This window comes from Mycolicibacter senuensis (assembly GCF_002101885.1).
Classification (GTDB): domain Bacteria; phylum Actinomycetota; class Actinomycetes; order Mycobacteriales; family Mycobacteriaceae; genus Mycobacterium; species Mycobacterium senuense.
On record NZ_LQPS01000025.1, the window covers coordinates 99,265 to 111,851 of the forward strand.

Genomic DNA, 12,587 nt, shown 5'->3' on the forward strand with positions numbered 1-12,587 from the left:
GTGGTCCGGGTGTGACAGGCTGGACTTCGTGTCCGCAGCCGACCCGAACACCTGTGCGTATCGCGAGGTGGAACGCAAGTTCGACGTTGACGCATCGGCGATCTCGCCGTCCTTCGACGCCATCGCCGGGGTCGCCGGCGTCGAACAGTTGCCGGCCCAGATTCTCACCGCGGTGTACTTCGACACGCCCGGCCACGACCTGTCGGCCCGGCGGGTCACCCTGCGCCGACGCACCGGCGGCCCCGATGCCGGCTGGCACCTGAAACTTCCTGCCGGGCCGGACACCCGCACCGAGGTGCGCGCACCCCTGGGCCCGGAGGTTCCCGACGACCTGCTCGACGTGGTGAGGGCGATCGTGCGGGATCGGCCGCTGGCACCCGTGGCAGAAATCCGGACCGCCCGCAGCGTGGTGGTGCTGCGCGACGATCACCGTGAGGTGCTGGCCGAGTTCTGCGACGACCACGTCACCGCATCGGCCGACGGCCCCGAGCACCGACAATCCGAACAGCACTGGCGGGAATGGGAACTGGAACTGGGCTGCGGCGACCTCGCGCTGCTGGACCGGTTGAGCAACCGGCTGCTCGACACCGGCGCCGGGCCGGCCGGCCACGCCTCCAAACTGGCCAGGGTGCTCGGCACGCCGGCGGTGGCCGCGCTCCCGACCGATCGCCTGCATCGGGCGCTGGCCAGGCAGATCGAGCACCTGCTGGTCGCCGATCGCGGGGTGCGCGCCGATGCCGACGACGCCGTCCATCAGATGCGGGTGACGATCCGACGGATCCGCAGCCTGCTGCAGGGAGATTACAAGGCCGACGCCCCGTTGCTCGACGAATTGAAGGAACTGGGTGCGGTGCTCGGTGTCGCGCGCGACGCCGAGGTCCTGGCCCAGCGCTACCAGCAGGCCCTCGACGAACTGGCACCAGAACTGGTCCGCGGGCCGGTGCGCGAACGGTTGGTCGGCGGTTCGTTGCGCCGCTACCAGATTGGGCGACGGCGCAGCCTGGCCGCGATGCGCTCCCCACGCTACTTCCGGCTGCTCGACGGCCTCGATGATCTGATCAGCGCCCCTAGCGCCGCGCGGTCCGCCCCGGTGGACATCGCCTACCGGTGGCTGCGCAAATCGGTGAAGGCCGCCAAGACGGCCGCCGACCGCGACGCGGCCCTGCACCGGATCCGCAAGGCCGCCAAGCGGTTGCGCTACGCCGCGGCAGCAGCGAACAAGACGAAGATCGCCCGGCGCGCGAAGGCGATTCAAACCCTGCTCGGCGACCACCAGGACAGCGTGGTCAGCCGGGCACACCTGATCCAGCAGGCCGATGCCGCAGCCGCCGCCGATGAGGACACCTTCACCTACGGGCTGCTGTACGCCCACGAGGCCGACCTCGCCGCGCGGAGCCGGGCGGTGTTACCTCGCGCCCTGCGCAAACTGAACCGGGCGATGTAGGCGAAGCTGGGACCGCCCCATGAACCGGGCTTGGTCACGTTTGTCGCTATTGAATCTGCCGCGTACCCACTGCGTACCGGTTGTCGCACATCAACACCGCCGCGGTGAAACACCGAATCGGCCAGCCGCGCTTGCTGGGCGCCTATCCCCCGACGGGTGTGCCCGCCAGTGCGTCCAGGACCCGATCGATGAACCGGTCGGCGTGACCACGAAGGCTGTCGTTGGTGTGTTGGGTCGTGTCGACCTCGATCGGAGGCCCCGATGCGAAGCGCACCACCACTGCACGCCGGTACGTCCGCTCCCCGAAAGCATCCGCCGAACCATAGGCGTTGACGGCGACCCCGGCGACCTGGCTCAGCGGCCGGATCACCGCAGCCAGATTCTGCTCCTCCGCAGCGTCCGCGATGTAGTCCAGCTGCCCGATCGCGTGCCCGTCGATCCACACGAGACGGCCCTGCTGATCTGGCAGCTTCTCGCGGGCGAAGCCTTCAACCGGCCATCGCCTGACCAGCTCGCCGATCTGCTCAACCACGATCCTGGGCGGGCGCGACCAGTCCGGGAATACGTCCCTGGCTATATGCCGGAGTTGTTCTTCGTTCGCCATGGACGACAAAGTAGCCCCCATCGGGCCACGGTCGGCCGCAGGCGCGGTCGCCTGGCCGCCGCCGACCGACCGGGCCGGCCCCTCATTCACTGTCGGCGTCATATTCGACGTCGTCGATCCGCGCTCGGGCTGCGGCCCGGTCAGATATCCGGCCAGGGCGCCGCCTGCCCCGTCTGCTCCACCTGGCGGTCCGTGAGGCCGAGCTGTGCTGCCCATTCCGGCGCGAACACGAGACAGGACTGCCAGGCCCACTCGGCGCCCCGGCGCATAGCGGTTGGTAGGGAAACCACGGCTGCCTGTTGGAAAGCAGCGGGTTACAGGGCGGACGAGTTGACCTGTAAGCCGGATTCTGTTCCGCACCGCGGGCGCGGTGCGGCGGCGACCATCCATCTGGGCACACCGTCACCGGGTACCTCGAGCGGCCTACCCGCAGATTCGGGCGAGCAGCCCTCGAACACCTGCGCGACCGCACGACGTGCGGTCTTCTTGGCCTTGCTTCGGGTGGGGTTTACCAAGCCGTACCGGTCACCCGGCACGCTGGTGCGCTCTTACCGCACCGTTTCACCCTTACCACCTCGCGGTGGCGGTCTGTTTTCTGTGGCACTAATCCCGCGAGTCACCTCGGATTGCTGTTAGCAATCACCCTGCTCTGTGAAGTCCGGACTTTCCTCGACCCGCTCGCGCGAGCCGCGGCCGCCCGGCCAACTCGTCCGCGCTGATCACCGTACCGGCAAGCGTCGGCGCAGGCCAACCGGCATGATGGCGCCGTGGGAGCAAACGCGACAACACCGTGGCGCAAACGAGTCGACGCCGGCGACTGGGACGCCATCGCCGCCGAGCTCGACGAATGCGGCGGCGCGCTGTTGCCCGGGCTGTTGACCGCGTCGGAGGCCGCGCGGTTACGGGGTGTCTACACCGACGACAAGCGCTTCCGCGCCACCGTCGACATGCAGCGCCACCGGTACGGGTCCGGCCAATACCGCTACTTCGCGGCGCCGACGCCGGAACCCGTCGATGCGCTCAAGCGGGCGCTGTATCCGCAGCTGCTGCCGATCGCCCGGGACTGGGCGGCCCGACAGCGGCGAGAGGCCCCCTGGCCGGACGACTTCGACGACTGGCTCGATCACTGCCACCGGGCCGGACAGACCAAGCCCACCGCGCTGATGCTGCGTTACGGTCAAGGTGATTGGAACGCACTGCACCGGGACCTCTACGGCGACTTGGTGTTCCCGCTGCAGGTGGTGATCAACCTCAGCGATCCGGCCGCCGACTACACCGGCGGGGAGTTCCTGCTGGTTGAACAGCGGCCGCGAGCCCAATCCCGGGGCACCGCAATCCAACTGCCGCAAGGCCACGGCTATGTGTTCACCACCCGCGATCGGCCGGTGCGCTCCACCCGGGGCTGGTCGACGGCGCCGGTGCGCCATGGCGTCTCCGCCATCCGCTCCGGCGAGCGTTATGCGCTGGGCCTGATCTTTCACGATGCCGCTTGATCGACGCCGTTCGGCGTGCGGCGCAGCAGGATCACGTTGTCGGTCCAACGCATGTTCGTACCGTCGCGTCCGACGGCGTCACGCTCGACGCGCTCTGCCCGCAGCAGACGCCACTGCGCGTCATCCAGGCGCAGGCCTGCGAGCACTTCCTCGACCGTGGCGAAGTGGTGGTCGTGGGCATCGGCACCCGGCGGGGGCGCACCATGGTCGACGATCAGCAGCCGCCCGCCCACCGCCACGGCGTCGGCGGCGCGACGCAGCACCGTCTCGCGGTCCAGCCGCGCCGGGGAGTGCAGGAACTGCGCCGACACCAGGTCGAACCGGCCGTCAGGGAAGCTGTCGGACAGGTCGTGACGCTCGAAGCGGATGCGCGACAACACGTCTCGTTGCCGCGCTGCGGCCCGAGCCCGTTCCAGTGCGTTGGCTGAGACGTCGACGGCGAGCACCCGCCACCCCTTTTCGGCCAACCAGATCGCATCGGCACCCTCGCCGCAGCCCAAGTCCAGTGCCCGGCCCGGCTCCAGGTCAGCGGCGATCTGTGCGAGCTGGCCGTTGACCCCGCCGCTCCATATCCGGTCGTCGCCGTCGTAGAACTCGTCCCAGAACTCCTGCGCGTCGCGCTGCGGTTCAGACATCGCCTAGCGCCAGACTCTGCACCACTGCCGCTGCGGCCCGAGCTCCCGCCGCGATCGCCACGGCGACCTGCGGCATCTCCCCGGTCAGATCGCCGGCGGCGAACACTCCGGAAACGGAGGTTCGACACAGTGGATCCACGCCGACCGGGTCTTCGGCGACGGGGCCCGGCCCGGTGATGTCCACGCCGAGCCGCTCGGCGAGCCGATCGCGCTGCCGCATGCCCGTCGCAACCAGCAGTCCACGGCGCGGCAGCCGGCTGCCGTCGGCGAACACCACCGCCGACAAGTCGCCGTCAGCTGCATCCAGCGCCGCCACCGGCCGCTCGTCGACCCGGACGCCGGCGCCCGCCAGCCGGGCGCGGCCGGCGTCGTCGAGGTCGGCCGAACCGTCGGCCAGCAGCACGATGTCGTCGCTCCAGCACCGCAACAGCAACGCCAGATGCACGGCTTTCTCACCGCGGGCCAACAGCGCCAGTGGTTGACCGGACACCTCCCAGCCGTGGCAGAACGGACAGTGGAAGACCGACCGGCCCCACAGCGGCGCCAGGCCGGGCAGCTCCGGTGGCAGGTAGGCCATTCCGGTGGCCAGCAGCACCCGGCGGGCGCGTTCGTCGGCGCCGTCCGCCGAGCGCACCACGAAGTCCTCGTCCACCCGGCTGATGTCGATCACCTCACCGGAGCGGATCTGCACACCGTAGGACGCGAGTTCGCGGCGGCCGATCCCATACAGTTCGGCCGGCGGGCGGCCATCGTGACCCAACAGGCCGCCGATGCCGGTAGCGGGCAGGTTGCTCTGCTCCCCCGCGTCGATCAGCAAGGTCTTGCGCCGGGCCCGGCCCAGCACCAGACCGGCGCTGAGACCGGCGGCCCCGCCGCCCACCACAATGCAATCCCAGATCTCTGCCATACACCCGAGCGTGCCGGGGCACTCCAGACTCGGCAAGTCCATTTGCTATCTAGGCAAGTACGCGGGGTGGGTCCACATCCTCGTCGATGTGAAAAAAGAGGTGTTCTGCCGGGCCATTCGTCGCATCGAAGCAGCGGGCTCCTAGCATCGTTTGCAGGGTCTGTTTTTGTGTGACCACGACGCAGCACCGGACGAGCAGCGAGAGATAAGGTCTCCTATGGGCAGGATCTACGACAACGTCACCGAACTGGTCGGGCATACGCCGCTCGTCCGGCTCAACCGGCTGACCGATGGCCTCGGCGCGGAGGTGCTGGCCAAGCTGGAGTTCTACAACCCGGCACACAGTGTCAAAGACCGCATCGGGGTGGCAATCGTGGACGCCGCCGAGCGCTCCGGTGAACTGCGTCCCGGCGGGACCATCGTCGAGGCCACCAGCGGCAACACCGGCATCGCGCTGGCGATGGTCGGGGCGGCGCGCGGCTACAAGGTGATCCTCACCATGCCCGACACCATGTCCACCGAGCGCCGGGTGATGCTTCGCGCTTTCGGCGCCGAGATCGTGTTGACCCCCGGCGCCGAGGGTATGTCCGGGGCGGTGGCAAAGGCGAAGCAGATCATCGCCGACAACGACAACGCCGTCGCAGCCGATCAATTCGCCAACCCGGCCAACCCGGAGATCCACGCGACGACAACCGCCGAGGAGATCTGGTCGGACACCGACGGCGCCGTCGACATCTTCGTCGCCGGAATAGGCACCGGCGGAACACTGACCGGGGTGGGCCACGGACTCAAGCAACGCAAACCCGAGGTGCGGATCGTCGGCGTCGAACCGAAGGAATCGCCGATCCTCACCGGCGGCGACCCCGGACCGCACAAGATCCAGGGCCTGGGAGCCAATTTCGTGCCCGAGGTGCTCGATCCGGAGGTGTACGACGAGATCATCGATGCCACCTTCGACGACGCCGTCGAGGTCGCCCGCCGGCTCGGCACCGAGGAAGGGATTCTCGGCGGGATCTCCGCGGGTGCGAACGTCTGGGCCGCAATTCAACTGGCCAAGCGCCCGGAGAACAGCGGCAAACTCATCGTCGCGGTCATCCCCGACTTCGGTGAACGCTACATCTCGACGCCGCTGTTCGAGCACATCAGGGAATAATCGCCTCATGCACCTGATATCGGCCTTACGCGAAGACCTGCAGAACGCCCGGGCCCACGATCCGGCGGCACGCGGGAACGTGGAGAACGCATTGGCCTACTCAGGTCTGCACGCCATCTGGTCACACCGTGTGGCACACCGGCTTTGGGCCCGGCCCCGACTGCGTGGCGTCGCAAGGCTGCTGGCCCAGCTGGCCCGGTTGCTGACCGGGGTCGAGATCCATCCGGGTGCGACCATCGGCCGGCGGTTCTTCATCGACCACGGGATGGGCGTCGTGATCGGCGAGACCACCGAGATCGGCGATGACGTGATGCTCTACCACGGCGTGACACTGGGCGGCCGTTCGATGAAGCGGGGCAAGCGCCATCCGACGGTGGGCGACCGGGTCACCATCGGCGCCGGGGCGAAAGTGCTCGGGCCGATCCGCGTCGGGGACGACTCCGCGGTCGGCGCCAACGCCGTGATCACCCGTGACGTACCGGCGAACTCGATCGCGACCGGCATCCCCGCGGTGGTGCGCCCCCGTGCCGAGACCCAGCGTGAGCCCGGCGTCGACCCGACGGCCTACATCGACCCCGCGATGTACATCTGAGTCCACCGCGGCGATTGCGCGACCGGCCGGCCATTTGGCAGGCTGACTTGCCATGTCGGCAAATGCGCAGGAGAGCAGTGTCGACCTGCGGGTGCGGCGACGGTTGCGCGAACTCCGCACCCAGCAGGGCCTGACGCTCGAGGACGTCGCCACCCGGGCCCGCGTCGACGTCTCGACGCTGAGCCGGCTGGAATCCGGGAAGCGGCGCCTGGCACTGGATCACCTGCCCCGGCTGGCCGAGGCCCTCTCGGTCAGCACCGACGAGTTGCTGCGCGCGCCCGAACACCCCGATCCGCGGGTGCGCGGCGCCTCGCAGTCTCGCCACGGCATCACCTACTGGCCGCTGACCCGGCACGGGCCGGCCGGCGGCCTGCACGCGTTCAAGATCCGGGTCGGCATGCGCCGGCGCCGTCCGGCCGAGTTGCCGGTGCACGAGGGGCACGAGTGGATGTACGTGCTGTCGGGCCGACTGCGTTTGGTGCTCGGCGACGACGACTTCCTGATCGGGCCGGGCGAGGCGGTGGAATTCTCCACCTGGACGCCGCACTGGTTCAGCGCGGTCGACGGCCCGGCCGAGGCGATCATGATCTTCGGGGCGCACGGCGAGCGGGTGCACCTGCACGACTGAGCGCAGGCCGGCGACTAGAGGTATGCGGTCTGGTTCACCAGCCGCACCGATGCGGGCCCATCGGCGAAGAACTCGGCGATGCTCAGCGACGCCAGGTCCAGGTGCAGCCGGTAGAGGATGGCCGGACCGGCGTCCAGCGCCAGCCGCAGCATCGTCTTGATCGGGGTCACGTGCGACACCACCAACACGGTGGTGCCGGCGTGCTCGGCGACGATCCGATCGCGTGCGCGCACTACCCGTTGCTGCACCGCATCGAAACTCTCCCCTGCCGGCGGTTCGGTAGCGGTGTCGGTGAGCCACCGCCGGTGCAGTTCCGGATCGCGCGCGGCCGCCTCGGCGAACGTCAGGCCCTCCCAGGCACCGAAGTCGGTCTCGATCAGGTCCTCATCGACGGCCACGTCCAGGCGCAGCAGCTTCGCCGCGGCGTCGGCGGTGTCCTGGCAGCGCTGCAGCGGCGAACTGATCACTGCCGAAATCCCGCCGCGCTGCGCCAGAAAGCGCGCCGCCGCATCGGCCTGGCGTCGCCCGGTGTCGGTCAGTTCCGGATTACCGCATCCGGAGTAGCGCCGTTGCACCGACAGTTCGGTCTGCCCGTGCCGCAGCAGCAGCAGCCGGGTGGGGGTTCCCGTCGCACCCGTCCAGCCGGGTGCGGTGGGCTTCTCCGGAACGGGTTTCCCGGCGACGTCGGCCGTCGGCTGCCCGGCGGCCGGAGTGATGCCCTTGGCGGCGGCGTCCATCGCCTGATTCGCCAGCCGGTCGGCGTGCGAGTTCTTCTCCCGCGGGATCCAGCTGTAGCGGACGTGGTCGAACTTGACCGCCAGCTCACGGGCCCGGGTGTGGAGCGGGATCAGGTCAGGATGTTTGACCTTCCATCGGCCGGCCATCTGTTCGACCACCAACTTGGAGTCCATGAACACCGCGACCTCGGCGGCCCCCAACCGTGCCGCCTCGGCCAGACCCGCGACCAGGCCGCGGTATTCGGCCACGTTGTTGGTGGCCACGCCGATCGACTCCTTGACCTCGGCGAGCACCTCGGCGCGATCCGCAGACCACACCACCGCTCCGTAGCCGGCGGACCCCGGGTTGCCGCGCGATCCGCCGTCGGCCTCGACGATAACCTTCATCGGCGCGGTGCTACCCGAAGTCCTTGACCCGCAGCAGGATCGCGCTGCACTCCGGGCACCGCAGCACCTCCTCGGGCTGGGCCGCCGAGATCCGGGCCAGCTCGCCGCGGTCGATCTCGATCCGGCAGGCTCCACACTGGCCGCCCCGCAGCGGTCCGGCGCCGACGCCACCGGCGGCCCGCTGCCGCTCGTAGAGCGCGAGCAGGTCAGCGTCGATCGTGCCGGCCAGCTCGGCGCGGGTCGCCGCGCGCTGCGCCCGGGTGGTCTCGAGCTCTTCCGACGCGGTCTGCAGGGTCTGCTCCACCCGGGCCAGGTCGCCGGCCAACTCGTCGACGACACCGGATTCGGCGGTCGCCTGAGTCTGCAGTTGCTCGCGCTGTTCCAGTAGCTCCAGCAGTGAATCCTCCAGGCTGGCCTGCCGCCGCTGCAGCGTCTCCAGCTCGTGTTGCAGGTCGGCGACCTGCTTGGCACTGACCTGCCCGGAGTCCAGCAGCGCGCGGTCGCGGTCGGCGCGCTGGCGCACCGCGTCGATCTCGGATTCGAACCGGGCGGCCTGGCCGTCCAGGTCCTCCAGCGCCAGTTCCAGCGCGGCCAACCGGTCGGCGGCGGCGGTGTGATCGGCGTGGATGCGCTCGCGCTCCTGCTGTTCGGGAAGATGGCCGGCCCGGTGCGCGATCCGGGACAGTTCGGCGTCGATCTCCGACAACTCCAGAAGCGAACGTTGTTGTGTCACTTCAGCCTTCATTGCCGGTCTCCTTCGAGCGCGAGATTCCACGGGTCGGTGCGCAACGTGCTGACATGCACCGGCAGGGCAGCACCGAAGTGTGACCGGAGCACGTCGGCCGCCTGCGCGCACCACGGATATTCACTGGCCCAGTGCGCCACGTCGACCAGCGCCACCGCCGACCGGCGGGCGTGCTCGTCGGCCGGATGGTGGCGCAGATCCGCGGTGACGTAGGCCTGCGCGTCGGCCGCGGCCGCAGCGTCGAGCAGGGCATCCCCGGCGCCGCCGCAGACCGCGACCCGCGACACCGGCAGATCCGGGTCACCGGCCGCGCGCACCCCCCACGAGGTGGCCGGCAGCCCCGCGGCGACGCGGGCGACGAACGTGCTCAGCGGCTCCGGCGCCGGCAAGGTGCCGATCCGGCCGATGCCGACCCCGGCGGGCAGCGGCTGCAGCGCGAACACGTCGAAGGCCGGTTCCTCGTAGGGATGCGCGGCCAGCAGCGCCGCCCGGACCCGGCCGCGGGCGCGTGCCGGGGCCACCACCTCGATGCGGTCCTCGGCGACGCGCTCCACCGCACCGACCCGCCCGATCGTCGGGTCCGCGCCGTCGCCGGGCAGGAACTGCCCGGTTCCCGTCACCCCCCAACTGCACTGCGTGTAGTCGCCGATCTGCCCGGCCCCGGCCGCGAACACCGCGGCCCGCACCGCCTCGGCGTGCTCGAGCGGGGCGTAGATCACCCACTTGTCGGTGTCGGGGCCGCGGGTGGCCGGTTCCAGCACGGCCTCCACGGTCAGCCCCAGTGCGTCGGCCAGCGCATCCGAGACCCCCGGTGCGGCCGAGTCGGCATTGGTGTGCGCGGTGAACAGGGCGCGCCCGGAACGGATCAGCCGGTGCACCAGCGAGCCCTTGGGGGTACTGGCCGCCACGGTGTCCACCCCGCGCAACAGCAGCGGGTGATGGGCCAGCAGCAGGCCGCCGTCGGGCACCTCGTCGACGACCGCCGCGGTCGCGTCGACCGCGATTGTCACCGAGCCCACCACGTCGTCCGGATCGCCGCAGACCAGCCCGACGGAGTCCCACGAGTGAGCCAGTTCCGGGGGGTAGGCGGCGTCGAGCACGTCGATGACATCAGCCAGCCGCGCGGTCACACCCCAAGACAGTAGTGCGCCACCCGGCGAGGCCGCCGCCCACATCGGGGACAATGGGGCCGTGACGCGCACTACCACTGCCGGCGCCGAACTGGTGATCTTCGACCTGGACGGCACTTTGACCGACTCCGCGGCCGGGATCGTGGCCAGCTTCCGGCACGCGCTGGACCACATCGGGGCCCCGGTGCCCGGCGGGGATCTCGCCCAGCGGATCGTCGGGCCGCCGATGCACCACACGCTGGCCGCGATGGGCCTCGGCGAGCAGACCGACGCGGCGATCGCCGCCTACCGCGCCGACTACACCAGCCGCGGCTGGCTGATGAACACCATGTTCGACGGTGTCGCGGCACTGCTGAGCGATCTGCGCGCCGCCGGGGTACGGCTGGCCGTGGCGACCTCCAAGGTCGAGCCGACCGCGCGCAAGATCCTGGCCCACTTCGGGCTCGCCGGGCACTTCGAGGTCGTTGCCGGCGCCAGCGTCGACGGCAGCCGGGCGGCGAAGTCCGACGTGCTGGCCCATGCGCTGCAGCAACTGGGGCCACTTCCGGCGCGGGTGCTCATGGTGGGCGACCGCCGTCACGACGTCGACGGCGCGGCCGCCCACGGCATCGACACCGTCCTGGTCGGCTGGGGATACGGGCAAGCCGACTATCAGGACGTCGCCGACTCCGGCGCTGACATCTCCGACGGTCCCGTTGCCCGGGTGCAGACCGTCGCCGAACTACGGGAGGTGCTCGGTGTCTGACCCGGCGCTGCATGTCACGTTCGTCTGCACCGGCAACATCTGCCGCTCGCCGATGGCCGAGAAGATGTTCGCTCACCAGCTCGCGCAACGCGGCCTGGGCGAGCTGGTACAGGTGAGTAGCGCCGGAACCGCCGACTGGCATGTCGGCAAGGGCGCCGACGAACGCACCAACCGGGTGCTGCGCGACAACGGCTATCCGGTGGAGCATTCCGCCGCCCACGTCGGTCCGCTCCATATGGCGGCCGATCTGGTGGTGGCGCTGGGCCGCAATCACGTCGGGCTGCTGCGGGGGCTGGGGATCCCGGCCGACCGGATCCGGATGCTGCGGTCCTTCGATCCGCGTTCGGGTGCGGCCGTGCCCGACGTCGACGACCCCTATTACGGCGGACACGACGACTTCGTGGATGCCTACACGGTCATCGCGGCCGCGTTGCCGGGCCTGCACGACTGGGTCGACGGACGGCTGGCGTCCCGCGAGGGCAGCTGATGCGGCGACTGGCCTTCCTGCTACGCCCGAGCTGGCTGGCCCTGGCGGTGGTGGTGCTGGCCTTCGCCTATCTGTGCTTCACCGTGTTGGCGCCGTGGCAGCTGGGCAAGAACACCACCACCACCCGCGCCAACAGCCAACTCGAGCGGGCCCTGACCGCAGAACCGGTGCCGCTGACGACGGTGCTGCCGCAACAGGACTCGTCGGCGCCCGATGAGCAGTGGCAGCCGGTGACCGCCACCGGCCGCTATCTTCCCGACGCGCAGGTGCTGGTTCGGCTGCGGCTGATCGAGGGCGTGCCGGCCTTCGAGGTACTGACACCGTTCGCGGTCGCCGGCGGGCCGACGGTGTTGGTCAACCGCGGCTACGTGCGCACCGATGACGGCGGCACGCGGATGCCGCAGATTCCGCCGCCGCCGGACGCGCAGGTCACCATCACCGCACGGCTGCGCGATTCGCAGGCGGTGATTCCGGGCAAGAATCCGTTCAGCGAGAACGGCTTCCGGCAGGTGTACTCGATCAACACCGAACAGGTCGCGGCGGTGACCGAGATTCCGCTGACCGGGTCCTACCTACAACTGGTCGACGACCAACCGGGCGGGCTGGGGTTGATCGCGCTGCCGCGCCGCGATAACGGGCCGTTCCTGTCCTACGGCATCCAGTGGATCGCGTTCGGGATCCTCGCCCCGATCGGCCTGGGCTACTTCGCGTTCGCCGAACTGCGCGCACGGCGATCGGAGAGCTCCGTCACCGCCGACGGCGACGCCGACGAGCCGGCACCACCGATGACCGTCGAACAGAAGCTCGCCGACCGGTACGGCCGGCGGCGCTGACCACCGCCCGCACGCACTCGGCGCGAGTGCGGCATACCGGCCACCGCATTCGGGCATACTCGCAGCC

At 70.1% G+C, this 12,587-nt stretch carries 14 protein-coding genes and 1 other RNA gene; 8 read left to right on the top strand and 7 right to left on the bottom strand.

Annotation, left to right across the window (positions count from 1 at the left end):
- Positions 1-28: 28 nt before the first annotated feature.
- Positions 29-1,444 carry a CYTH and CHAD domain-containing protein gene (locus AWC24_RS05265; RefSeq protein ID WP_085082741.1) on the top strand — a complete coding sequence of 472 codons (1,416 nt, stop codon included), beginning with the start codon at positions 29-31 and terminating at the stop codon, positions 1,442-1,444.
- Between the two features lie 142 nt (positions 1,445-1,586).
- Here AWC24_RS05265 and AWC24_RS05270 read toward each other — a convergent pair whose 3' ends face one another.
- Both AWC24_RS05270 and rnpB read right to left on the bottom strand, forming a co-directional pair.
- Positions 1,587-2,048 (bottom strand): hypothetical protein, encoded by a 462-nt coding sequence (locus tag AWC24_RS05270; RefSeq protein ID WP_085082743.1) that lies wholly within the window; start codon positions 2,046-2,048, stop codon positions 1,587-1,589.
- A 322-nt stretch (positions 2,049-2,370) separates the two neighbouring features.
- Positions 2,371-2,757, bottom strand: an RNA gene (gene rnpB, locus AWC24_RS05275) — RNase P RNA component class A.
- 58 nt (positions 2,758-2,815) lie between these two features.
- Between rnpB and AWC24_RS05280 the strand changes: the two genes are divergently transcribed.
- Positions 2,816-3,541 carry a 2OG-Fe(II) oxygenase gene (locus AWC24_RS05280; RefSeq protein WP_085082745.1) on the top strand — a complete coding sequence of 242 codons (726 nt, stop codon included), beginning with the start codon at positions 2,816-2,818 and terminating at the stop codon, positions 3,539-3,541.
- Here AWC24_RS05280 and AWC24_RS05285 read toward each other — a convergent pair.
- Positions 3,526-4,176: an SAM-dependent methyltransferase gene (locus AWC24_RS05285; RefSeq protein ID WP_085082747.1), complete on the bottom strand. Its 651-nt coding sequence runs from the start codon at positions 4,174-4,176 to the stop codon at positions 3,526-3,528. The two genes, AWC24_RS05280 and AWC24_RS05285, sit on opposite strands and share 16 nt — an antisense overlap.
- On the bottom strand, positions 4,169-5,083 hold the full coding sequence (locus AWC24_RS05290) for an NAD(P)/FAD-dependent oxidoreductase (protein WP_085082749.1): 915 nt from the start codon (positions 5,081-5,083) through the stop codon (positions 4,169-4,171). The genes AWC24_RS05285 and AWC24_RS05290 overlap by 8 nt, the downstream gene beginning before the upstream one ends.
- 217 nt (positions 5,084-5,300) lie before the next feature.
- On the opposite strand from AWC24_RS05290, the gene cysK reads away from it, so the two are divergent.
- From cysK to relB, 3 genes are read left to right on the top strand one after another with little or no spacing between them, the layout of a single operon-like run.
- A complete protein-coding gene (gene cysK, locus AWC24_RS05295) occupies positions 5,301-6,236 on the top strand; it encodes a cysteine synthase A (RefSeq protein ID WP_085082751.1) in 936 nt (311 codons plus the stop codon).
- A gap of 7 nt (positions 6,237-6,243) precedes the next feature.
- On the top strand, positions 6,244-6,828 hold the full coding sequence (epsC, locus tag AWC24_RS05300; RefSeq protein ID WP_085082753.1) for a serine O-acetyltransferase EpsC: 585 nt from the start codon (positions 6,244-6,246) through the stop codon (positions 6,826-6,828).
- Positions 6,829-6,880: 52 nt separating this feature from the next.
- Positions 6,881-7,456: a type II toxin-antitoxin system RelB family anti-toxin gene (gene relB / locus AWC24_RS05305; protein WP_085082756.1), complete on the top strand. Its 576-nt coding sequence runs from the start codon at positions 6,881-6,883 to the stop codon at positions 7,454-7,456.
- Between the two features lie 14 nt (positions 7,457-7,470).
- Here the strand turns inward: relB and AWC24_RS05310 are convergent, their stop codons facing one another.
- The 3 genes from AWC24_RS05310 to AWC24_RS05320 are packed head-to-tail and all read right to left on the bottom strand — an operon-like array spanning position 7,471 to position 10,455.
- Positions 7,471-8,580, bottom strand: coding sequence for a bifunctional RNase H/acid phosphatase (locus tag AWC24_RS05310; protein ID WP_085082758.1), 1,110 nt, complete (start codon positions 8,578-8,580; stop codon positions 7,471-7,473).
- A gap of 10 nt (positions 8,581-8,590) precedes the next feature.
- On the bottom strand, positions 8,591-9,325 hold the full coding sequence (locus tag AWC24_RS05315) for a zinc ribbon domain-containing protein (protein ID WP_085082760.1): 735 nt from the start codon (positions 9,323-9,325) through the stop codon (positions 8,591-8,593).
- Positions 9,322-10,455: a Nif3-like dinuclear metal center hexameric protein gene (locus AWC24_RS05320; RefSeq protein WP_085082762.1), complete on the bottom strand. Its 1,134-nt coding sequence runs from the start codon at positions 10,453-10,455 to the stop codon at positions 9,322-9,324. The genes AWC24_RS05315 and AWC24_RS05320 overlap by 4 nt, the downstream gene beginning before the upstream one ends.
- 61 nt (positions 10,456-10,516) lie before the next feature.
- Here AWC24_RS05320 and AWC24_RS05325 point away from each other — a divergent pair, with 61 nt between their 5' ends.
- From AWC24_RS05325 to AWC24_RS05335, 3 genes are read left to right on the top strand one after another with little or no spacing between them, the layout of a single operon-like run.
- Positions 10,517-11,200, top strand: coding sequence for an HAD-IA family hydrolase (locus AWC24_RS05325; RefSeq protein ID WP_083036203.1), 684 nt, complete (start codon positions 10,517-10,519; stop codon positions 11,198-11,200).
- Complete coding sequence (locus AWC24_RS05330) at positions 11,193-11,687, top strand: low molecular weight protein-tyrosine-phosphatase (RefSeq protein WP_083036204.1); 495 nt, start codon at positions 11,193-11,195, stop codon at positions 11,685-11,687. The genes AWC24_RS05325 and AWC24_RS05330 overlap by 8 nt, the downstream gene beginning before the upstream one ends.
- Positions 11,687-12,520 carry an SURF1 family cytochrome oxidase biogenesis protein gene (locus AWC24_RS05335; RefSeq protein ID WP_085082764.1) on the top strand — a complete coding sequence of 278 codons (834 nt, stop codon included), beginning with the start codon at positions 11,687-11,689 and terminating at the stop codon, positions 12,518-12,520. Before AWC24_RS05330 ends, AWC24_RS05335 begins: the two co-directional genes overlap by 1 nt.
- Positions 12,521-12,587 lie beyond the last annotated feature (67 nt).

Coding starts and splice junctions, on each gene's coding strand:
- AWC24_RS05315 (WP_085082760.1), bottom strand. CDS start 9,325: ATGAAGGCTGAAGTGACACAACAACGTTCGCTTCTGGAGTTGTCGGAG.
- AWC24_RS05310 (WP_085082758.1), bottom strand. CDS start 8,580: ATGAAGGTTATCGTCGAGGCCGACGGCGGATCGCGCGGCAACCCGGGG.
- AWC24_RS05290 (WP_085082749.1), bottom strand. CDS start 5,083: ATGGCAGAGATCTGGGATTGCATTGTGGTGGGCGGCGGGGCCGCCGGT.
- AWC24_RS05270 (WP_085082743.1), bottom strand. CDS start 2,048: ATGGCGAACGAAGAACAACTCCGGCATATAGCCAGGGACGTATTCCCG.
- epsC (WP_085082753.1), top strand. CDS start 6,244: ATGCACCTGATATCGGCCTTACGCGAAGACCTGCAGAACGCCCGGGCC.
- AWC24_RS05285 (WP_085082747.1), bottom strand. CDS start 4,176: ATGTCTGAACCGCAGCGCGACGCGCAGGAGTTCTGGGACGAGTTCTAC.
- AWC24_RS05335 (WP_085082764.1), top strand. CDS start 11,687: ATGCGGCGACTGGCCTTCCTGCTACGCCCGAGCTGGCTGGCCCTGGCG.
- relB (WP_085082756.1), top strand. CDS start 6,881: ATGTCGGCAAATGCGCAGGAGAGCAGTGTCGACCTGCGGGTGCGGCGA.
- cysK (WP_085082751.1), top strand. CDS start 5,301: ATGGGCAGGATCTACGACAACGTCACCGAACTGGTCGGGCATACGCCG.